Source organism: Metallosphaera sp. D4-4 (genome assembly GCF_046245145.1).
GTDB lineage: Archaea > Thermoproteota > Thermoprotei_A > Sulfolobales > Sulfolobaceae > Metallosphaera > Metallosphaera sedula.
Genome location: NZ_CP176412.1, coordinates 2,152,368 through 2,171,806, shown reverse-complemented (window position 1 = coordinate 2,171,806; position 19,439 = coordinate 2,152,368). Strand labels below are relative to the sequence as shown.

Below are 19,439 nucleotides of genomic sequence, written 5' to 3'. Positions count from 1 at the left end.
GGACCCGCCGGGATTCGGACCCGGGACCTTAGGCTCCGGAGGCCTAAAAAACGATATTCAACGTCGTAAAATATCGTTGGTTGCCAATTTACGCCAATACTCGACAGACGGCAACTTAAACGCCTTTTACGACTACTTAGTTCACGAAAGGAAAATTAACGAAATGACGGCGAAAGAATACATAAACGCGTTAAGTAGACCTTTTCGCGAATCGCGTAACTCACAAAAGGCTTATCGATTATTCGCTATGTTTCTCGCCTCTCGCGGTATGATCAGTGAAGAATTCGCCTACAAGATACTCAAACTCGTAAAGGTGAAAAAAGCTAACGCCGATTTAAACATACCAACGGTCGACGAAGTAAAACGGACTCTCGATTTGGCGAAAGAGTATAGCGAAAACGTCTATTTCGTCTACAAAATCGCGTTAGAGTCCGGCGCTAGACTAAGCGAAATACTAAAAGCGCTAAAGGATCCTTCGCGTGACATTTGTGAAAGTGACATTTGTTATTATTCCATGGCGTGGCAAAGAGGGTATAAGGGCGTTTTCTACATATTCCACATTACGCCATTACGACAGATTAGCATTACGGAGTCGGCGATACAAGATTTTGAGAGAAGAAGAAAGAACGCGATCAGAATAAAATACTTTCGTAAGTTCGTTGCATCGAAAATGGCGGAATTAGGGATACCGTTAGATGTTATCGATTTCATACAAGGTAGGAAGCCAACTAGAATATTAACGCAGCATTACGTTTCGCTATTCGGAATAGCGAAAGAGAACTATAAGAAATACACGGAGTATTTGAGAGGAGTTAATTATAACTAAGCTACCCCCCGTTAGCAACCGTAAAACCGCGTTACTTTTCCCTTTCTGTTGGATATATATAGCGATAAATCCTTTTGCCGTCTTCGGTATTCTCCATATACGCCTTTGCATTCCGCAAACAGCGGAAGACCTCGATAGGGGTCTCGCTTGCATATTCCTCTTCCGTTATCTCCCTCCCATCGAAGCTAGCGCAAATATCGTTAATATTGTTAACTGGGGATCTCTCGGTCTTGGGAAGTCTCACGTATGTTTCGTCATCTCCCGCTACGAATGTCTCCAACATTCCCTTACTAATAATTAGGTTTACCGTATCTCCGAATTTACGGATTAAGTCGGCTAGCCTCGGGTTCCTCGATTGGACGAATTGAATAATTTCTGCCTCCCTTCGTGATAGAGTTTCACCATCTTCTCTCTCGTCTCCTCGCATTCCTTCTCCGTCATTCCTTGGCATGGGATCTTCCGAATCTCGTCCTCGCTCATCTCCACGAAAAAACCCCACGGTTCCCATGCCAGTCTCGGTCTCGATTACCTCATTCGCTTCGTCAGATCCAAGTTCTGTTAGGTCGATCTCTTGGATTAGCGTTAATGCGTAAGGCGTAAGGGCCCAATATACCTTCTTTCCTATTATATCCTTATCGACGAGACCCATGTTATACATCGAGTTCATTATGTCCATCGTCTCCTTCGATAGTAGTTTTAGACTTCTGGAAAGATCAGCGTTCTCTATGTATTCCGCTTTGTTCTCATCTTCCTTGATATATCCATGGTTCTTTAGCCACTTCAATATCTCGAGGTCGCGTTCCGACATGTAGTGGGCCATGAGTATTATGTCCTTCTTGAACAGTTTCATTACGAACTCTACGTCTTCCCTTTCTATCTTATCATGACGCCTTAACGACGCTACGGCTCTACTGAACGCCTTAGTTATCTCCGTTGCTCTAGAATCGTTATCTGCGTTATCGAAACGTCCGAATATTTTGTTTACAAGTTCGAAGGATTCTTCGGTAGGTTCTGGATCGTCTGGTAACGATTTTAGCCACGCGTACGTAACAAGTTTTATCCTGTTAAACTGTTCATCGTCTAATCCCTTCTTGAACCATATCTTCCTCCTTTTCTTTTCTTTGAACTTCTTATCGCCACTCGATGGAAGATATGGTTGAACCGTCCTATTCAATATCTGCGTATCGATACTTGCAACAACGTTTGTAGAGATAAACGCTGGTTCACCCTCAACAATCACTTCTTGATCTTTCATCTCCTCCGTCTTCGGATCGCGTACTGGAACGGTAGTCGATATAACTCCCTCGGAGAGGGCCTCCCTCAAATATTTCACGCCCTCAAGGTTATCGATCTGCTCGACGAAGAGAACCCTACCATCGAATGTATCTATACTCCTAATATATCCAAGAGCGTTCTGCGTTAGCCTTGTATTCCTGAATACGATAGGATCGTCCGTATTATCTCTGCGTTCATAGAAATACTTGAGGATCGATTTTATGGTAGTGGATTTTCCTGCGCTGCTTTTTCCTGTTAGGATTAGATGAACGCGTACGATCCCCGTATCGCTCTTATTCCTCTTTAGATGCGAAGATACTATGCTCAGTAACGTCGCGATCTTCAACTTCTTCGTTATTCCGTTATCGTCGTCCACAGTATCGTTCTTGGAAAGTTCGAGGAAGAAGTTGATAGGATCCTTGTTTATCTTCTTCCACTCGTCCCAATCCTTTACGACCTCTAAAACGTCCTTATACATCGGCTGAAGTTCAAGTTCATTTACCCACATCTCGAGGGCCGTCGTTATGTCCTTCGTTGTGATATGCCTATCGATAGACTTCTTCTTCTCGTATATCTTCTCGACTACCTCCTCTAGGTTCGCTATAACAAACTTGTATTCGTCATTACCCTGACTTTCGCCTTTCTTTTGCTCTTTCTTGTAATATCTTATGGTCGCCATAACGCTTTGCGGAGGAACGGATAACTCGTACTGCGGGAATAGGGGTATTTTCATGTCCTTAACCTTACCCTCGATATATCCGCTGAATCTATACTCGATCTCTAGTCTCCTACCATTCTTTATTACGATAATTCTCTCATTCTCTTTATCGATTATGATATCGTTATCGCTGGTCTCCCGCGAATTTTTAGTAACGTGATGCGATTTTTCTGAATCAATTTTAGAGTGGGGTACCCCACTTTGTGGCATTTGTGGCAGTGATTTCACTTTGCTATGCTCTGTTTTTGCCACTTTTGCCACAAACCCGGGTACCCCCTTTGACTTTTCACTTGTATTCGAGTCGCTACCATGATCATTTTTCGATTCGTTGTATCTAGGCGAAATAATCCGCGCACTTGGTTTTCTACTGTGCGCGGGAGTTTGCGAGTCTCTAGTATCGCTAGGAATCCCGGACTTCTTAGTGATCCTCTTTACGTTAGGGAGATCACTCAGTCTCTTGAGCATCTTCTCTCGCCTCCTCCGGCCATAGTAGTATGTCCTCTTCTTGGAATCCCCTAACTACGAGTATTCCTTTCTTGATGGAATCGGCCATCTCCCTATCCACGTTAAGGACGACGTTATAATCTCGCAATTCGTAGGACCGATACCACTTCTTCTCCTTCGAAGAATAGTAGCCCCCGTAAATCGGCTGGATCCTAACCCCGTAACTGTACTTCCCCTCCTTGGGATCGTCGAGGACTAGGAATACGCATTTCTTACTCGGGTAGACATAGACCGTTTTCCGTTTAGTCCAGTTTTCGCTAGAGCGTCCATTGGCGTTATCCTTTTTATCTCGTTTTGACTCTATATATCTGACCACGGCTTATCACCACATTTTCTTTTTTCTACGCCTCAAATTTTCGTAAATATTCCGCTATCGCGGTTTTCACTAACGATGCCATCGTTAGAGAATTCTTTTTCGCTATTTCTCTTATCTTCGCGTATTGTTCGTTACTTAGTGTGACCTTGATTTCTTTTTCCATTTTCTCACCCGAAAATGGGGCCTGAAAGAGGATTTATAAAGGGCCCAGTTTTCGCCACTTTTTCTCCCTCTTTTATCACGTACTTTTTGGCACGTGGATCACGAAGACGATCCCCACTTTTCGATTAGATCCCTTAAGGCCATGCGAATTAGCTCACTCCTATTCGTTACTCCCATTTTACGACCTACTTCATCTACCTTTTCGATAAAGTCGTAAGGGGCGTAAAAAACATACCTTTCGACTTTGGGTTTTTTAGATTCGTATACCGCCATACTACCCGTCACATTACACTATCCGGCGCGCGCCCTAATAAACTTTCTAGCGCCCAATTATTTATTAGCCCAATTGGGTAATTTTTCGAATATGAAAGTAGTGGCAAAAAAGGGGTCGCACAGTAAAGTCTACTATTTACGAATACCTCATGATTTCATCGAAACGTTTGGCATTACAGAAAGTGACGATTTTACGCTAAACGTTAATTTCGATAAAGACGGAAATCTCGTTTTGTGCTATAAACGCGTGAAAAAGTGATTTATTTTTTTCTCGGCGGTAAGGATTTTTTGCCGTCTTCTTTCAATTTAACGTTAATCACGGCAAAAATTAAGGGTTGCCAATGGCTTATAAATCAAAATTGGCAACCGCTAAATTAGGAGGGGATTTTAGGGGTTGTCCCCTAAAGAAAAGACGAGATATAAGTATGGCGACGTAATCATACGCGAAAGGAAAGGTCGGTATTATGTCTATAAATCGGAAACGATAAACGGTGAGACAAGAGAGCGTTACGTCGGTCCTTTAGATAACGTCGTTGAAATTTACGAGAAATTTAGGATTGGGGGCGTGGGGGTATCCCCCACATCGGACCCGCCGGGATTCGGACCCGGGACCTTAGGCTCCGGAGGCCTACGCTCTATCCTGGCTGAGCTACGGGTCCCGTCATAACCTTTATTTTCAAGTTATTTAACCTAAACTCCATGACCGATCCCAAGGAAGTCCTGGCTCACTATATCCTGCCAATTCTAGCTAACAAGAGGGTAATTGGTCTGGGAACAGGTAAAACGGTACGGAAGTTAGTAGAGGTGATGGCTCTTCAGGGTTCTCTGCAGGGCAGGATACTAGTAACCAGCTCAACTGATACGGACCTATTAGCCTCCAGCAAAGGAGCACTGGTACTATCTCCCTTTTCCGGGGTTATTCCAGAGATTTACGTAGATAGCTTTGACTTTCTGGTTGAATCTCAGGGAAGGAAGGTTCTCATTAAGGGAGGAGGGGCTGCCCTACTAAGAGAGAAAATACTATCATTTTTCTCAAAAGAAAGAATATTTATAGGAGAGACATCTAAGTTCGTGTCCAGAAGGGAGATCCAGGTTCCGGTGGAAGTGGTACCCGCTGGCTTCTCGCTAATCTTAGTGAGGCTAAACGAGATGGGCCTTAAACCTGTTCCAAGAGAGGGTTCCGGTAAGATGGGCCCAGTGGTTACAGATAACGGTAACCTAATCCTTGACATTAGTGTAATGGTGGAGGACCTATGTAAATGGGAGAGGGAGCTCAAAACAATTCCTGGAGTGGTGGAAACGGGTATATTTTGTGAAAACCTATATGATTCCATAGTGATTGGAGATAGCGAAGGAAGAATCCAAGTATTCCAGAGAGGCTGAAAAGGCCGTTAAGGAAGGCAGGGTTATAGAGCTCAGAACGAGGGAGGGCGGGCCTCCCCTATTCGTTTTCATGGCTCGGGAGAAGGGATCTCACAGGGACCACATTGTGGGCCCTACCTCATGCGACTGTGAATACTTCCTTTTTCATGGTATCCTTGAGGGTGAAGGTTCCTGTATCCACATACAGGCATATAACATTGCGTCTAGGAACGAGAATTTCAGAAAAATAGTGGTGAAGAGAGAAGAACTCAAGGAAATATTAACCGAGATTTTCGCTTACGGAAAATCCTTAAAGCTGAGAAAACTCATTTCATCGAGATGACCGATCTAGCAACCATTCAAATCGTGCTGATAGCTGCCACTGTAGCAGTGATAGGAGGAGTAACCTATGCAACCTTTGAGGATATATTAACCGGAATCCCCACAAAGAAGGAACAGGTGAAGGTGGAAAGGAAGAGAAAGGGTGGATCGCATGGGAGGTAAAAGGAAGAAAAGGACAAAGATAGTGAGAGTAAAGCCTCAGATTCCTAAAACATTCGAATGCCCCAGGTGCGGGAAGATTGCAATTACCATCAAGTTCGATAAGTCAGATAGTGGCCCCAGGACTGCCCATATAAAGTGCGGTAGTTGCGGACTTAGCACCGATCTAGAGGGATTACCTCCAGTTTACGATGAGGCAAATGTCTACGGAAAGTTTCTCGATCTCTACCTTGAAGGAAAGTTGGAAATAAAAGAGCGGAGTGAAGAAGAGACTGAAGATCATGAGGATCAAGGGGAAGACAGCGAAGTATCTCCAGAAACTAATTGATGAAGGTCAGCCAATTCATTTTTCGTTAATTGATCCCGATAAAGTGAAAGATATCCAGAGTTTAAGCAAGGTCGCATCAAGTCTGTTCAAGGCAGGAACCTCGGCCTTTCTCATTGGAGGGACTCTTGGAGTCTCAAAGGAGAAACTGGACAGCATATTGAGTGTACTTCAGGACTTTAGCGTTCCCAAGATCATTTTCCCAAGTAACATCAACCTGATCTCAGAGAAGGCTGACGCAATTCTTTTCATGTCGCTCCTGAACTCGGATGACCTATACTACGTGATTGGTGCCCAGGTCTCTGCCTCAATAATCGTGAAGACCATAGGTCTCGAACCCATACCCACCGGTTACCTCATTGTGGGACATGGAGGGACCGCAGCGCATATAGGTAGGGCTAGGGTCGTTCCCTACGACAATCCAGAACTTGCGGTAGCGTACGCACTAGCTGCCGAGTACATGGGAATGGAGTATCTCTACCTAGAGGCCGGTTCTGGGGCGCCGGACACGGTGAGGCCCGAGATGGTTAAGTTCGTGTCAAAGTACTCCGAGATAAACCTGATCGTCGGTGGCGGGATTAGAACTCCTGAAAGGGCCGTGGAACTTGTGAAGGCTGGAGCCAAGGCGTTGGTAACAGGTAACGTCATAGAGACCGACATAGAAAGGGCAATAAAAATAATAGAGGCTATGCAGAGAGTTTACAGGATTGAGTAATGCCCTCCTCTAAAAAGAAGAAGGAAAACGTTCCTGTCATGTCAATGGCTGGGTTGATTAGATACTACGAAGAGGAGCACGAAAAGTATAAGGTAGATCCCATCTACGTGATAATTGCAAGCATTGTGTTGGTCGCAGTCGTAGTTGCAGTAACTAAGATAATACCGCCGTAGGGCTTCCAAATTGTTCATTAATTTATCCGATATAAGAAAAATGAGAGAGATGGCGGGGCTAACACAGACGGAGTTAGCCAGGAGGGTAGGTGTTTCTCAGTCTCTCATTGCGAAGATAGAGAAGGGAAAGATTGATCCCAAACTATCGGTGGTTAGGAAGATCTTGGACGAGCTCACTCCCCTAGTTGAAGTCCCTGAAGTCGCAGTTAACCTAATGCATTCCCCTGTTATTTCCGCTAAAATGGATGATAGGGTCAAGGACATTGTTGAGCTGATGGAGAGCAATAACATATCCCAGGTACCAGTTGTGAACTCTAGCGGGAAACTCATGGGAATGATCTACGATTACGTTCTAATGAGGAAGCTTGCGCTTCCATCCTCTAGGAGCTTGAAGGCGGTCGACGTTATGGCGCCTTTACCACCGCTCGTAAGTCCGTCCACTCCCGTTAATCAGGTCATGAAGCTTCTCACCAGGTACTCAGTTACCCTGGTGGTAGAGGGTGACCTAATTCCCTTGGGGATTATCACCAGAAGCGATTTAATAACGTATTTGGCAAGGAAATAGGGGAGCCCGGCAGGGGGCCACGGGAAACTGGGGAAACTCCAGCCTCTCGCCCAGGGGGAGTCCCGCGAGGGACGGGGTTAGGTGCTCCGACAACTGCACAGAAACGAGACCTGCGGTGGGCCAGATGAAAATGATCATTTACCCCATCTGGCGACGGATGGGAGGGTGTGAGAGACCTATCGTGGGTTGAAACGGCAGATCTCCCCTTGAGCAAGTAGGGGAGGATAGGGCAAAATGACTCCCCTGATACGCAAAGCCTAATCCCCCAAGTACAGAAGCTGGGTTATTGCCGAGGCTCCCCCACTACGTCCTTGATGAAGGAACTTTCCACCTGGACTATCTCCTCCTCACTCTTCCCTCGGTAAGCCTCCAGTAGCTCCCTGTTCAAATCCAGGAATGTTTTCCCCCACTTCACTATTGAGGCTAGTTTAAGAGCCTCATCAACGTCATCCATGATGTAGAGCGAGGCAACCACTGCCTCGAGTGAGGACAGCTTCATGGGTTTAGAGTAGTTAACGGGATTTCCTGCAAAGAGTAATGGGAGCCTTCTACCGTTCTTCGAGTACTTACGGAAAAAGGAGTCGTCTGACCTGTTCCAGGAGGAGTCGAGAACAGTTATCCCCCTGTTAAGGTATATCTCTCTATCCTTCACGGAGAGTACGCGGTCCGACAAGGGATTCAGAACTACTCCCACGGGCCTGTCCACAAACCTTGCGAACCCAAGCCTCGCCATCTTCCTCCCTGTGCATTTGGCCGGATCATCTTCTCCAAATTCTAAGATAAATATATGCACAGAGTATCGTAAAGTTCTTATAACTTTATATTTATTAAAGCTAGTGGGATTGAACTTGGTAACTGCAATTGTCCTCATAAACACAGATCCTGGAGGGGAAGAAGAAGTTTATAACAAGCTAAAGGGAATGAACGAGGTAAGTGAGACCTACATCGTCTACGGAGTTTACGACATTGTTGCAAAGGTGGACTCGCCGGACATGGATTCTTTAAGAAATTTTATTAGTAATAACATTAGAAAGCTTCCTAAGGTAAGATCTACGCTAACCATGATTATCATGGAGAGCAAGACGCAGAAGAAATGAACATGTACGTAATTGGCGTTGACGATCACGATTCCCCAGAGGGCGGATGCACCACACATTTTTCCTCGCTTTTATTGAAAGAGTTTAACAAGGCTAACGTAAGGGTTGTGGGATATCCTAGGTTAACTAGGCTGAACCCCAACATACCCTGGAAAACCAGGGGGAACGCCTCAGTCTCATTCGTGGTGGAGACTGAGAGGGACCAGGCGGAACTCCTTGAGATGGTCTGGAGCGAGTCCATGAACTACGTGGAGAGGGTGTCCAGGGGATTACTGTACAAGAGGTCTCCCGGCGTTTCTGTGGGAAAGGTTGAGGTGATGGGGGAGCTGGAACACCTCTACTGGAAGGCGGTCAGCGACGTGGTCACGCTGGATTACGTCAAGAACGTTTCGGAAAGGCTTGGGATCCTTACCACGGGAGGTAGGGGGGTGATAGGGTCCATGGCCTCCATGGGATTTTCAGGTAATGGAACCTATGAACTAGTAACGTACAGGGCCCAGGAAAACTGGGGGAGGAGAAGGGAGTTGGACCTATCCTCCCTGATAGAGTATGACGAGAGATATTTTCCAAGGGTGTATGCGAATGTGGACTACGTGGACATGGAACCACTGGTCCTGTCTCACGGAAGGGATCCCGTGCTGTTTGGTCTTAGGGGAACCGATCCAGTCGCGTTGGTGGAAGGAATGAAGAGATTGAAGGTGAACGAGGAAGCGGAATCGTATGTGGTGTTCGTAACCAATCAGGGAACCGATCATCATTTTCGGAACCCTAAACTTAGGCCGTACTCCAGTTTCGTGGGAGAAGTTACCGTGAATTCTGTGAGGGTGGAAAGGGGAGGAGACTGCGTCGTGATAGGGGATGACCTGGTGATGCTGGTGTACAAGGAAACCGGGGAGTTAAACAGGGCCGTAAGGGAGTTATTGCCTGGAGATAGGATCAGGGTCTATGGAGCTGTCAAGCCGTCGGTTAGGTACGGGGTTGTGATAGAACCGGAAAAGGTGGAGATCCTGAACTTGGTGCCAAAGGTGGAGGTAAACAATCCTAGATGTCCCATCTGCGGAGGCTCCTCCGAGTCTGCCGGTAAGGGGAAGGGATTTAGATGCAGGAGGTGTGGGCACAGGTTTGCGGGGGAGAAGGTGGTGAGGGAAGTGGAAAGAGGAATCAGTCTAGGAGTGTTTCAGACGAGGAAGTACAGACACCTAACGAAGCCGATTTTTTATGAGTAGTCGTGAAGGTGAACCGCGTAACGGTGAAGTGGACCGGCCGGGATTTGAACCCGGGACCTCGCGGATGCCAACCGCGCACTCTTCCAGGCTGAGCTACCGGCCCAGTATAAGATACTGTTAGTCTGTTTATAAATCTACCAGCTTAGGGAGTCCAGACTATCTAGTAGATGTTCGCAGTAACTATGTAATGTAGGGATTTCAAACGCCGAACACTTTGTAACTTGAACTATACATGTCCCCATTTTCAAAAAAAGTTCTAGAAATAATTTATACCTAAATGACGACATAATGCAATGTAACAGCAGTTTATCAAGGCTGATTTTTATTTTATGAGTATATCTGAAATAGTGAAGAAAGAGGAAACAAAACCAACGCTCCCTGAACCTCTGCAAACCATTATATCACGCTTCACAGAGACCCCTTCATTTCCTCTGGAAACACTCGGTTTTGGCTTCTCAACTCTTCTCTCATCCTTTTATACAAACCGTTTCTTTCGCCCTCTCCACTCTCTAGTTCACTAACTTTCTCCAGTGGAAACAGAGGGGTGTCTCTACTTTCCAAACTTTCTCCAGTGGAAACAGAGGGGTTATTTACTCCCCGGTTAAAGCCAGTCCCAATCCTTAAAATCAGTAGAGATCAAGTACAACCAATATGAGTGACATTATCGACGAAGTGTTATCCTCAGTTAAGAACTCGGCCATCTTCAAGAACAGGGAATATCTCCTCCCCGACTACATCCCAGAGGAGTTGCCTCACCGTGAAAATGAGATAAAGAAGCTTGCAAGCATTCTCGTTCAGTTGTACAGGGGGGAGAGACCCAGTAACATCTTCATTTACGGTCTCACAGGTACTGGAAAGACCGCAGTAACCAAGTATGTTCTGAGTAATCTGCAAAGGAAGCTCAATAACTTCGAGTACGTGTACATAAACGCCAGACAGACCGACACCCCCTACCGGATCCTGGCAGATATAATTGAGATCCTAGGGGATAAGGTTCCCTTCACGGGCCTTTCCACGGCGGAGCTGTACAGGAGGATGGTCAAGGTTTTGGAGAGGTCAGAAAGGGTTATGATTATCGTGCTGGATGAGATTGATGCACTGGTCAAGAAGCACGGTGATGATATACTCTACAAGTTAACCAGGGTGAATTACGACGTTCATAAGAGTAAGATCTCCATCGTAGGAATAACCAATGACGTAAAGTTCATAGATGGGCTCGATCCCAGGGTTAGGAGTAGCCTTGGAGAGGAGGAGTTGGTGTTTCCCCCATACAACGCTGAACAACTGGAGGATATCCTCAAGAAGAGGGCAGTCCTGGCCTTCAGGGAGGGAGTGGTATCGGAGTCCATCATCAAGTTATGCGCAGCCATAGCTGCCAGGGATCACGGAGATGCCAGGAGGGCCCTAGATTTGCTTAGGGTTGCCGGGGAGATCACGGAAAGGGAGAGGAAAAACCAGGTAGGCGAGGAAGAAGTTGAGAAGGCCAGGGTAGAGATAGAGAGGGATCGCGTGTATGAGGTAATCGCGACCTTACCCTTCCACTCTAAGCTGGTCCTGTTATCCATCATTAAGGGTCTAACCAAAAATACCAGGCTTACCACGGGGGAAATTTACGACCTTTACAGGAACATTGCCACCTCGATGGGATCCGAATTTGTGACCCAGAGGAGGGCAAGTGACATAATAAACGAACTGGACATGATGGGGATAATCTCAGCTAGGGTGGTGAACAGGGGAAGATATGGTAAGACAAAGGAAGTTGTTCTGGCAGTCGACTCCGGAATAGTCCTGAAAGCCCTCCTGGAGAGTGACGAAAGGTTTGCTGATTTCTGGAGTGGATGATGGATATTTTCCCTTGAGATATAAGGGTCAGAGGGGTAAGGCTCCCCTCGTGGTTACTCTTTTTGACGGAATGAGACTTAAGGACTTGAGGATAGGCCTTATCACGGTAGATGGTAGAGATGCTAGAGACGTCTTCTCTCAAATTAACTGGGGAGTTATAACCATGTATGACGGGATAACTTTCGGTGGCTTCAACTACATTATTCCAGAGAGGAACTTCATCGTGGTATATGGGAATAAACCCAACCTAGAGGAAGTTGAGAAGGCCTTGAGGGCCCATTTTCAGGATGATAGAGGGAGGGAGATAATGGGCGTTCTTGAGAGGTTAACCAGGATTGAGACTAGGTGGGGCCCCCTATACCTCTATACTGACCTGGATCTAGCGGACGCGAGGAGGATCGTGGAGGGGTATCAAGTCATTTCCAAGTACCCGGAGCCCATAAGGTATGCCCACGTCATAGGAAGGGCTGTGGGCATGTGGAGAGAAAAATCCTAGCTGGCGTTATCGTACCCGTGTCACGAATCGTAGCAAGTCCTCTTCTGAAGAGACTTACCCATGCTTATCCTTTCCTCCCTTTCCTTAAGCCTCTCCTCCATGATCCTTCTCTCGTATTCTGAGGAGGGTTCCAGTTTCTGTATGGGCCTAGGTTTCCCATTCTCGTCGATGGAGACGAAGGAGAACACTGTCCTAGATACTAGCCTCCTGCTACCGGTGAAGTGATTTATGGCAAATATCTTGGCTCCCACATCCAGGGAAGTATTCCCCGTATATTCCACTGCTCCCTGGATTTCAAGTATGTCACCTATCTTCACTGGAACAAGGAAGTCGGCCGAACCTGCACTCGCCGTGAAAGTGTTACCCTTAGAATACATCTTCGCGACTATGGCCAACGCCTCATCTAGCATCATGTACATTTTCCCTGCGTAAAGTATACCGTTTCCGAAACCGTGTTCTGGATATATGGTCCTTATGTAACTTCTTCCGAAGGTCATTCCAGGCAGGAGTTCAGACGTGTCCTCAGAGACCATTTTCTTCCTTTCCAGTCTTTTCATTCTTCTCTTCTCAGCTCCTTCATCGCCCTCTATCTTAACGGTGAGCGGTCTGGGTCTCCCGTTTTCATCCACGGCGACGTAACTCATTAACCCTATGGCACCCAACTCCTCTGTATTCCCCCTCTTGATACAACCAGTTACCTCAATTTCCACCGAACTTTTCCACGAGGCCTTGGCCTCAGCCGTAACTCTCAGAATGTCTCCCAATCTAGCTGGCTTGAAGAGGTAGAGGTAATCCACAGAAGCCAGGAGATAGTTTCCTTGGCTCACCGATGACATGAGAATGCCTGCAGTATCTATGAGCCAGCTCATGTAGATTCCGCCGTGAAGCGATCCGAAGTGGTTCGTGTGCCATGGGAATACGTTATAGTAAGTTTCTGTTCTATACGTGTACGTCACCTCTTATCAGTACCTACTATTTCTCTTAATCGTTCATCTCCCTTAATACTCTTTATGAAATCTGATACCTCTCCTGGAACTAAACTTTCCCACTTCTCTCCTGTTATCATATTCTTCCTGATTAGGGTGGAGTTGTACTTCTCCCTGTGGAATGAGGGGGGTATGAGGATCTCGCTTCCGGCTTCCTTAAACAGTCTTAGTACCAGTGGGTTCCTAGCTATAACCGCCTCAAACGACGGAACATACATCTTGACGTGATATGCCCACACGTTGTTCATGAGGATATCCGGTACTGGTATGAGATAGTACCTGTCTCCCGGTATTCCCTCGGCTTTCATGGCTCTCCTAATCATCTCAATTCTCTCCCCAGCCGTGAAGGGATTAGAGAGAGTGTGACTCTCTTGGGCGCTCCCAATTAGGATTATTAGCTCATCTAACCTCTCCAACCCCCACTTAACCACACTTAGGTGGCCTAAGTGAAAGGGCTGAAATCTTCCAGGATAGATTCCTCTAAGCAGACATCATCACCTTCTTTTACATTAAGCACTACTGAAGCATCTGCCTTATTTAATCCTAATTCAAGGAACCCATATCCGTTTCGGTAAATTATGAGGTCACTTCCCCCTTCCTGGAATGTTCTAGCTCCAATTCCGGTGAAGGTTCCATCCCTGGTCCTTATCTCAGCCTTTTCCCCAAGTTTAATCCTGACATTTCTCAGGGATAGGGCTACATTACCGAAGTGGTCAACGAAGAACACCTTGGAGCATATCATTCCGTTCTCTCTCCTACTCTCAAGATTTAACTTCACGAGATCAGTTTCGTCCACTCTCGTTCCCAAAGTCTCTATTGGAACTCCCCTACTTAACAACGCTGCGCTTACGGAGAAAATATCTCTCCCGTGAAATGTATTGGATATTTCCCTAGATAGATATATCCTTTCATTATCAATGCTGTGAACCTTGAGTATGCCGTCCTCCCTTATCGCAGGTAGGAGTACACCGTTATCGGGACCCACAAAGAAGTAGTTTCTGGTCCTCACGGCTAGGGGTCTCCTTTTAGTCCCTACCCCTGGATCTATCACCACAAGGAAGGTGGTGTATTTCCTAAAATACCTATAGGAAGTGTAGAGCTGATATGCCCCCGCAATCACGTTAAAATTTTTCGAGTTTGGTGAAATGTAGACTACATCAACATTCTTGTTAATTCGCCTTATTACGGCCTCCATTACACCGTTATAGTTGTCGGAGATCCCGAAATCAGTTAGAACTGCTAGCAAGCTTCTCGACCTTAAGCTCCAGGTAAGATTTCGTGATAACTTCACCACTTATTCCAAATCTAGATTTAAATTCCTTAAAGAAGTCGAGTAGCTTCTCCTCGTCGATGTCTATTCCCTCTATCTCAACGAAGTTACCCAAACCCTCCACTATGTCTATGCAGACGCTGAACTCCCCCTTCTTCAGCACATGGCGCGTTTTTCTCACGCTCTGTGCCTCCCTGTACCCCAGCTTCTCGAGAATCCTTATCATGCTATCCTTATCGTCGAGGGAGACAGTTATTTCCTCCCTGGATTTGCTCCTGGAGCCCATCTTGGGGCCCTTGTAGGTAAGCTCTATTTTATCGTTCACAAGCCGTATCCTCAATGCCTCATCTGTCTTCCTAAAGTCCCTTGTATCTCCGTTGAGATAGATATCCTCTTGGGTTTCCTTGCCCACGTATACGTAGCCGTCCTGCAGTAGTTTTTCCATCAAGGATTGGGGGTCAACGTTGAGCTTCACTTTTATTTCACGTTCAATCACATCGGTCATATGAGTGAAATTGATTCCTATCTAAAAAATAATGATTCGCTCCTTTACACTTATCGTATCACTCCAGATATAAAAAGAATTGCTGAGAAGTATGGCTTCCTGGACTACATGGTTGAGAGGTACCTTGAATTTCTAGGAGAAGGGACAGAGGATTTCCTTTCCTCCTGTTCCGTGCCATTGACGAAATCCATAAGGTGCAATTCTCTAAAGATAGATTGCGGGAAGCTGGAGAAGCGGTTAACTGATAAGGGCTTCTCGCTCAAAAGGATTGAGTGGAGCAGGTTTGGATACAGGGTGGAAAAGGTCCCACCTAGGCCTACTCTTGGGGCAACAGTGGAGTACATGAAGGGTTTCTATTACATTCAGGGAGAGGCTTCCATGATTCCTCCTGAGGTCCTATCACCCAAGGAGGGTGAGCTGGTTCTGGACATGGCTTCCTCCCCTGGAGGAAAGACCACCCACATGGCTCAGTTGATGAATAACAGGGGGACAATAGTGGCACTTGAGAAGAATCCCGCAAGATTAAGAAAAATAAGATCCAATATCTCTAGGTTGGGAGTATCCAATGTTGTGCTGTTGTGGATGGGTGGAGAGGATGTCCCAAAGCTAGGAATCGAGTTTGATAAGATATTGTTAGATGCACCTTGCTCGGGCGAGGGATTAATACCCCTGGATCCTTCCAGGAAAACCAAGACCAAACCGGAGGATCTGAAAAATTTTCAGCGAACTCAATTAATACTCCTTGCGTCTGGGTTTAAGGTACTTAAAAGAGGTGGTTACATGGTTTACTCAACGTGTAGTATAGCCCCTGAAGAGGATGAGGTAATAGTTGATTTCGCAGTTAAGTACCTAGGCATGAGGGTTGAGAAGATACAGGGAATACCGGGAGAGAGGGGCTTAACTAGCTTCAAGGGTCTCTCCTTCTCTCCAGAACTCACCCAATGTCTTAGGATCTATCCTCATCTGCAACACATGGAGGGATTTTTCGTTTGCCTGCTGAGGAAAGAGTGAGAAAGGTTAATCCAGGTTTACTCGCTCACGTCTTTCACGAGTATGGATGTAACAAAATCCCCGTAAAGCTGGACCTCTATGAGATACGGAATGTAATCTACGGTACTACGGTAAATCCAGGGGTAATAGAGATGTTGAATGGAAATATTGTTGAGATGATTGGTGTTCCTCTTCTTCTGAAAAAGAGAACTGGGATGGTCCCCCTCCTACCCCTCGGTGATTACATGATTAAGTCCTGTTCCCACAAGGTTATCTTGCCAGACAAAATAATTGAGAAAGTACTCTACGGAAAGCCTGTGATCGTTAAGGAGGTATATAATTTCAGAAGGGCTTTGCTGGTCGATGGGTACAACGATTTCGTGGCCTTCGTCACTCTCAGGAGGAGGAACAGGGGTACTGAGATAATACCGGTTCTAGATATAGGATGGTATTTAAGGGGCGGGGGCTAATAATAGGCAAATATTTATTGTTATACACACGTCTATTAACTTTAGAAAAGGTGAAGTGGTGGAAAAATGGCAGACCAAGTAGAGGAGAAGAAAAGGATCAAGACAGTCAAGGATCTATCGGGAGTAGGCCAGGCAGTACTTAATAAGCTCACGGAGGCCGGTTACTCAACCCTAGAATCCATAGCGGTGGCATCTCCACAGGATTTGAGTACCGCTGCTGGAATACCCATAACCACAGCTCAACGCATTATCAAGGAAGCTAGGGATGCCCTTGATATTAGGTTCAAGACTGCCCTAGAGATAGAACAGGAGAGAGCGAGTGTTAAGAAAATAACTACCGGAAGCCAGGCCCTAGACGGCCTTCTAGGAGGAGGTATAGAAACAAGGACCATGACAGAGCTATTTGGTGAATTCGGTTCGGGTAAGACGCAGATATGCCATCAGGTTTCCGTTAACGTTCAGCTTCCCCCAGAAAGGGGTGGACTTTCCGGCAAGGCGTTATACATAGATACTGAGGGTACCTTTAGGACTGAGAGAATAAAGGCGATGGCATCTGCGCTAGGCCTTGAGCCCAAGGAGGTTCTTCAGAACATCATGAGTATAAGGGCCATAAACACGGATCACCAAATTGCCATAGTTGAGGAATTGCAGGACATAATAGCAAAGGACAACTCAATTAAACTAGTGGTAGTTGACTCAATAACGTCTCATTTCAGGGCAGAGTATTCGGGGAGAGAGAATCTGGCGGTTAGGCAACAAAAGTTGAATAGGCATCTGCACCAGCTTGTGAGACTGGCCGAGATATATGACTTAGCAGTAATAGTTACCAATCAAGTTATGGCTAGGCCAGATATGTTCTACGGAGATCCAACGGTTGCTGTGGGTGGCCACACCCTATATCACGTTCCGGGGATAAGGGTTCAGATAAAGAAGAGCAGGGGCAATAGAAGGATTGCTAGGATGGTTGATGCGCCGCATCTCCCAGAGGGAGAGGTAGTCTTTAGCATAACCAACACGGGTATAAGGGACGCAGAGGAATAAAACTTCTTAATAATCCGCTTCCATAAAACACTCCATGGATCATTTGTGGGCGCCTTGGCGCTCTAAGTATATTATGGATGCCTCTAAGGGAAAACAGGAAAGTTGTCTTTTCTGTAGAGTTACAACCGAAAAGAGGGACCAGGAGAACTTAGTCGTGTGCAGGGGCAAGAAAGCTTTCGTCATACTCAATAAGTATCCCTACAACCCTGGTCATCTCATGATAGTCCCATATAGACATGTGCCTACGCTTGAACTTCTTGATCAAGAGGAGGGTTCAGAACTGATTGCATTAACCTCAAGGGCTGTGAAGGCGTTAAGAGACGTCTATACTCCTGACGGTTTTAATGTTGGGATTAACATTGGTAGGGTAGCTGGAGCTGGAATAGAGCAACATATTCATGTTCACGTAGTACCTAGATGGAATGGGGACTCAAATTTCATGCCGGTAATAGGCAATACAAAGGTTCTTCCAGAAACGCTAGAAGAGACGTATAAAAAGCTCAGTGATAAGTCAATATGTGGTGAAGAAGTCTTCGATCGCTGATTGATGAAGAGGGCAGGGTTTTACTGATGATGCGAAAAATTCTAGATGATATATTTAGGGCAAGGGAGAGAATATCTCCCTATATTCATGAGACGCCCGTGGACTATTCCACTACTTTTTCGAGAATGACTCAGTCCGAAGTTTATCTAAAACTGGAGAACCTACAGAAGACCGGGTCATTCAAGGTTAGAGGGGCCTTTAATAAGATCTTGGAAATGAAGGAAGAGGAAAGAAAGAGAGGCGTAATAGCCGTTTCTGCCGGTAATCACGCCCAGGGTGTAGCCTATGCTGCAATGACATTGGGTATAAAGTCCACCATTGTTATGCCAGAAACTGCCCCTATCTCCAAGTATAAGGCAACAAAAGGTTACGGCGCCGAGGTAATTCTATACGGGAAGTTCATCCACGAGAGCATGAAGAAGGCGGAGGAGTTGATACGGGAGAGGAACCTGACCCTTGTTCATCCATACGATGACCCGTTGATAATCGCTGGCCAAGGGACAGCTGGGCTGGAGATGGCAAAGGAGAAACCTGATGTCGTAATAGTACCCATTGGAGGTGGAGGGCTAATCTCTGGAGTTTCAGTTGCCCTAAAGGGGATTAACCCAAACACTAAGGTGATAGGAGTTCAATCTTTCGCCTCTCCTTCATTAAAGATCTCAAAGGAACTTGGAAGGTTAACTGATATAGAGCCCTCCTATTCTATTGCGGACGGAATCCTGGTTAAGTCCCCTTCTTCCCTCACATTTGAAATCGTCTCAGAATATGTAGACGACATAGTTCTAGTGGATGATGACGAGATAGCCTGGGCTATGATGATGCTTCTGGAAAGGAGCAAGACGGTAGTAGAGCCTGCAGGAGCTGCTCCATTGGCAGCGCTACTTAGCGGTAAAGTTGAGGCTAGAGGGAAGAAAGTTATGGCACTCCTTAGTGGAGGTAATGTAGATCTGTCCCTTCTGGCGAGGATAATTGATAAGACATTGTATAAGACCAAGAGGATTGTTAAGGCAAGGGTAATAGTTCCGGACAAACCTGGCTATCTTAACAAGGTTCTTAATCACGTAGCCCAAATACGAGGAAATATAATTGACGTGGTTCACGATAGGGTAAGCAGTGATGTTTTGCCTGGTTACACAAAAATATATGTCATGTTTGAGGTCGCAGAACAAGAGGATCTAGGAAAATTCATAGTAAGCCTTCAAAATGAGAATATAGAGGTTAAACTCATAGAATAGGTTCTATTTCAACCCTCTCTTC

At 45.9% G+C, this 19,439-nt stretch carries 24 protein-coding genes, 2 tRNA genes, 1 other RNA gene and 2 pseudogenes; 19 read left to right on the top strand and 10 right to left on the bottom strand.

The genetic code is table 11. From position 1 onward, the window contains the following. Positions 1-76: 76 nt before the first annotated feature. The gene (locus ACI49J_RS11980; protein WP_240255123.1) at positions 77-826 is read left to right on the top strand and encodes an integrase; all 750 of its coding nucleotides are present in this window, start codon (positions 77-79) and stop codon (positions 824-826) included. A gap of 31 nt (positions 827-857) precedes the next feature. On the opposite strand, the gene ACI49J_RS11975 is transcribed toward ACI49J_RS11980, so the two are convergent. From ACI49J_RS11975 to ACI49J_RS11965, 3 genes are all read right to left on the bottom strand, one after another. Next, on the bottom strand, positions 858-3,284 hold the full coding sequence (locus tag ACI49J_RS11975) for a hypothetical protein (RefSeq protein ID WP_240255124.1): 2,427 nt from the start codon (positions 3,282-3,284) through the stop codon (positions 858-860). After that, positions 3,265-3,639, bottom strand: a complete 375-nt coding sequence (locus tag ACI49J_RS11970; protein WP_240255126.1) for a hypothetical protein — start codon at positions 3,637-3,639, stop codon at positions 3,265-3,267. The genes ACI49J_RS11975 and ACI49J_RS11970 overlap by 20 nt, the downstream gene beginning before the upstream one ends. 261 nt (positions 3,640-3,900) lie before the next feature. Further along, positions 3,901-3,978: a hypothetical protein gene (locus ACI49J_RS11965; protein ID WP_409366478.1), complete on the bottom strand. Its 78-nt coding sequence runs from the start codon at positions 3,976-3,978 to the stop codon at positions 3,901-3,903. 490 nt (positions 3,979-4,468) lie between these two features. Between ACI49J_RS11965 and ACI49J_RS11960 the strand changes: the two are divergent. Further along, positions 4,469-4,627: pseudogene (locus ACI49J_RS11960) on the top strand (putative integrase); the annotation flags it as partial. Between the two features lie 31 nt (positions 4,628-4,658). Here ACI49J_RS11960 and ACI49J_RS11955 read toward each other — a convergent pair. Beyond that, positions 4,659-4,733: transfer RNA gene (locus ACI49J_RS11955), tRNA-Arg, on the bottom strand. 40 nt (positions 4,734-4,773) lie between these two features. Between ACI49J_RS11955 and rpiA the strand changes: the two genes are divergently transcribed. The 8 genes from rpiA to rnpB all read left to right on the top strand — a co-directional run bounded on the left by rpiA (position 4,774) and on the right by rnpB (position 8,015). After that, a complete protein-coding gene (gene rpiA, locus ACI49J_RS11950; RefSeq protein ID WP_240255128.1) occupies positions 4,774-5,457 on the top strand; it encodes a ribose 5-phosphate isomerase A in 684 nt (227 codons plus the stop codon). After that, entirely contained in the window at positions 5,414-5,779 is a 366-nt protein-coding gene (locus ACI49J_RS11945) for a metal-binding protein (RefSeq protein WP_240255130.1), read from the top strand. Before rpiA ends, ACI49J_RS11945 begins: the two co-directional genes overlap by 44 nt. Beyond that, the gene (locus ACI49J_RS11940; RefSeq protein ID WP_012022213.1) at positions 5,776-5,940 is read left to right on the top strand and encodes a hypothetical protein; all 165 of its coding nucleotides are present in this window, start codon (positions 5,776-5,778) and stop codon (positions 5,938-5,940) included. Before ACI49J_RS11945 ends, ACI49J_RS11940 begins: the two co-directional genes overlap by 4 nt. Further along, positions 5,930-6,265, top strand: a complete 336-nt coding sequence (locus ACI49J_RS11935; RefSeq protein WP_012022214.1) for a transcriptional regulator — start codon at positions 5,930-5,932, stop codon at positions 6,263-6,265. Before ACI49J_RS11940 ends, ACI49J_RS11935 begins: the two co-directional genes overlap by 11 nt. Further along, positions 6,219-6,977, top strand: coding sequence for a geranylgeranylglyceryl/heptaprenylglyceryl phosphate synthase (locus ACI49J_RS11930; protein ID WP_012022215.1), 759 nt, complete (start codon positions 6,219-6,221; stop codon positions 6,975-6,977). The genes ACI49J_RS11935 and ACI49J_RS11930 overlap by 47 nt, the downstream gene beginning before the upstream one ends. Next, positions 6,977-7,150 (top strand): preprotein translocase subunit Sec61beta, encoded by a 174-nt coding sequence (locus tag ACI49J_RS11925; RefSeq protein WP_012022216.1) that lies wholly within the window; start codon positions 6,977-6,979, stop codon positions 7,148-7,150. Before ACI49J_RS11930 ends, ACI49J_RS11925 begins: the two co-directional genes overlap by 1 nt. A gap of 40 nt (positions 7,151-7,190) precedes the next feature. Beyond that, complete coding sequence (locus tag ACI49J_RS11920; RefSeq protein ID WP_240255132.1) at positions 7,191-7,715, top strand: XRE family transcriptional regulator; 525 nt, start codon at positions 7,191-7,193, stop codon at positions 7,713-7,715. Further along, positions 7,716-8,015: RNase P RNA component (gene rnpB, locus ACI49J_RS11915), an RNA gene on the top strand. 67 nt (positions 8,016-8,082) lie between these two features. On the opposite strand, the pseudogene ACI49J_RS11910 reads toward rnpB, so the two are convergent. Continuing rightward, positions 8,083-8,586: pseudogene (locus ACI49J_RS11910) on the bottom strand (DUF367 family protein); the annotation flags it as partial. Between ACI49J_RS11910 and ACI49J_RS11905 the strand changes: the two are divergent. Both ACI49J_RS11905 and ACI49J_RS11900 read left to right on the top strand, forming a co-directional pair. Further along, the gene (locus ACI49J_RS11905; protein ID WP_048060388.1) at positions 8,564-8,812 is read left to right on the top strand and encodes an Lrp/AsnC family transcriptional regulator; all 249 of its coding nucleotides are present in this window, start codon (positions 8,564-8,566) and stop codon (positions 8,810-8,812) included. The pseudogene ACI49J_RS11910 and the gene ACI49J_RS11905 sit on opposite strands and share 23 nt — an antisense overlap. Beyond that, entirely contained in the window at positions 8,809-10,038 is a 1,230-nt protein-coding gene (locus ACI49J_RS11900) for a tRNA(Ile)(2)-agmatinylcytidine synthase (protein WP_012022220.1), read from the top strand. The genes ACI49J_RS11905 and ACI49J_RS11900 overlap by 4 nt, the downstream gene beginning before the upstream one ends. 29 nt (positions 10,039-10,067) lie before the next feature. Here the strand turns inward: ACI49J_RS11900 and ACI49J_RS11895 are convergent. Further along, positions 10,068-10,141 (bottom strand) — tRNA-Ala (locus ACI49J_RS11895). 548 nt (positions 10,142-10,689) lie between these two features. Here ACI49J_RS11895 and ACI49J_RS11890 point away from each other — a divergent pair. After that, positions 10,690-11,880, top strand: a complete 1,191-nt coding sequence (locus ACI49J_RS11890; RefSeq protein WP_011921147.1) for an ORC1-type DNA replication protein — start codon at positions 10,690-10,692, stop codon at positions 11,878-11,880. Continuing rightward, a complete protein-coding gene (locus tag ACI49J_RS11885) occupies positions 11,858-12,376 on the top strand; it encodes a DUF99 family protein (protein ID WP_011921148.1) in 519 nt (172 codons plus the stop codon). Before ACI49J_RS11890 ends, ACI49J_RS11885 begins: the two co-directional genes overlap by 23 nt. Positions 12,377-12,396: 20 nt before the next feature. Here ACI49J_RS11885 and ACI49J_RS11880 read toward each other — a convergent pair whose 3' ends face one another. The 4 genes from ACI49J_RS11880 to cyaB are packed head-to-tail and all read right to left on the bottom strand — an operon-like array spanning position 12,397 to position 15,137. Beyond that, positions 12,397-13,332, bottom strand: coding sequence for an acyl-CoA thioesterase (locus ACI49J_RS11880; protein WP_240255136.1), 936 nt, complete (start codon positions 13,330-13,332; stop codon positions 12,397-12,399). Further along, positions 13,329-13,793 carry a nicotinamide-nucleotide adenylyltransferase gene (locus ACI49J_RS11875; protein WP_011921150.1) on the bottom strand — a complete coding sequence of 155 codons (465 nt, stop codon included), beginning with the start codon at positions 13,791-13,793 and terminating at the stop codon, positions 13,329-13,331. The genes ACI49J_RS11880 and ACI49J_RS11875 overlap by 4 nt, the downstream gene beginning before the upstream one ends. Before the next feature lie 11 nt (positions 13,794-13,804). Next, entirely contained in the window at positions 13,805-14,608 is an 804-nt protein-coding gene (locus tag ACI49J_RS11870; RefSeq protein WP_404809771.1) for an S-adenosyl-l-methionine hydroxide adenosyltransferase family protein, read from the bottom strand. Next, positions 14,589-15,137: a class IV adenylate cyclase gene (cyaB, locus tag ACI49J_RS11865; RefSeq protein ID WP_011921152.1), complete on the bottom strand. Its 549-nt coding sequence runs from the start codon at positions 15,135-15,137 to the stop codon at positions 14,589-14,591. Before cyaB ends, ACI49J_RS11870 begins: the two co-directional genes overlap by 20 nt. Between cyaB and ACI49J_RS11860 the strand changes: the two genes are divergently transcribed. The 5 genes from ACI49J_RS11860 to ilvA all read left to right on the top strand — a co-directional run bounded on the left by ACI49J_RS11860 (position 15,138) and on the right by ilvA (position 19,417). Further along, positions 15,138-16,148, top strand: coding sequence for an RsmB/NOP family class I SAM-dependent RNA methyltransferase (locus ACI49J_RS11860; protein WP_240255138.1), 1,011 nt, complete (start codon positions 15,138-15,140; stop codon positions 16,146-16,148). Next, positions 16,127-16,597, top strand: coding sequence for a hypothetical protein (locus tag ACI49J_RS11855; protein ID WP_240255140.1), 471 nt, complete (start codon positions 16,127-16,129; stop codon positions 16,595-16,597). Before ACI49J_RS11860 ends, ACI49J_RS11855 begins: the two co-directional genes overlap by 22 nt. A 66-nt stretch (positions 16,598-16,663) precedes the next feature. Continuing rightward, the gene (gene radA / locus ACI49J_RS11850) at positions 16,664-17,638 is read left to right on the top strand and encodes a DNA repair and recombination protein RadA (protein WP_011921155.1); all 975 of its coding nucleotides are present in this window, start codon (positions 16,664-16,666) and stop codon (positions 17,636-17,638) included. 34 nt (positions 17,639-17,672) lie between these two features. After that, on the top strand, positions 17,673-18,182 hold the full coding sequence (locus ACI49J_RS11845; RefSeq protein ID WP_240255142.1) for an HIT domain-containing protein: 510 nt from the start codon (positions 17,673-17,675) through the stop codon (positions 18,180-18,182). A gap of 26 nt (positions 18,183-18,208) precedes the next feature. Further along, a complete protein-coding gene (gene ilvA, locus ACI49J_RS11840) occupies positions 18,209-19,417 on the top strand; it encodes a threonine ammonia-lyase (protein ID WP_011921157.1) in 1,209 nt (402 codons plus the stop codon). The last annotated feature ends 22 nt before the right edge of the window (positions 19,418-19,439 follow it).

Coding starts and splice junctions, on each gene's coding strand:
- ACI49J_RS11975 (WP_240255124.1), bottom strand. CDS start 3,284: ATGCTCAAGAGACTGAGTGATCTCCCTAACGTAAAGAGGATCACTAAG.
- ACI49J_RS11965 (WP_409366478.1), bottom strand. CDS start 3,978: ATGGGAGTAACGAATAGGAGTGAGCTAATTCGCATGGCCTTAAGGGAT.
- rpiA (WP_240255128.1), top strand. CDS start 4,774: ATGACCGATCCCAAGGAAGTCCTGGCTCACTATATCCTGCCAATTCTA.
- ACI49J_RS11940 (WP_012022213.1), top strand. CDS start 5,776: ATGACCGATCTAGCAACCATTCAAATCGTGCTGATAGCTGCCACTGTA.
- ACI49J_RS11935 (WP_012022214.1), top strand. CDS start 5,930: ATGGGAGGTAAAAGGAAGAAAAGGACAAAGATAGTGAGAGTAAAGCCT.
- ACI49J_RS11930 (WP_012022215.1), top strand. CDS start 6,219: ATGAGGATCAAGGGGAAGACAGCGAAGTATCTCCAGAAACTAATTGAT.
- ACI49J_RS11925 (WP_012022216.1), top strand. CDS start 6,977: ATGCCCTCCTCTAAAAAGAAGAAGGAAAACGTTCCTGTCATGTCAATG.
- ACI49J_RS11920 (WP_240255132.1), top strand. CDS start 7,191: ATGAGAGAGATGGCGGGGCTAACACAGACGGAGTTAGCCAGGAGGGTA.
- ACI49J_RS11900 (WP_012022220.1), top strand. CDS start 8,809: ATGAACATGTACGTAATTGGCGTTGACGATCACGATTCCCCAGAGGGC.
- ACI49J_RS11890 (WP_011921147.1), top strand. CDS start 10,690: ATGAGTGACATTATCGACGAAGTGTTATCCTCAGTTAAGAACTCGGCC.
- cyaB (WP_011921152.1), bottom strand. CDS start 15,137: ATGACCGATGTGATTGAACGTGAAATAAAAGTGAAGCTCAACGTTGAC.
- ACI49J_RS11860 (WP_240255138.1), top strand. CDS start 15,138: ATGAGTGAAATTGATTCCTATCTAAAAAATAATGATTCGCTCCTTTAC.
- radA (WP_011921155.1), top strand. CDS start 16,664: ATGGCAGACCAAGTAGAGGAGAAGAAAAGGATCAAGACAGTCAAGGAT.
- ACI49J_RS11845 (WP_240255142.1), top strand. CDS start 17,673: ATGGATCATTTGTGGGCGCCTTGGCGCTCTAAGTATATTATGGATGCC.
- ilvA (WP_011921157.1), top strand. CDS start 18,209: ATGATGCGAAAAATTCTAGATGATATATTTAGGGCAAGGGAGAGAATA.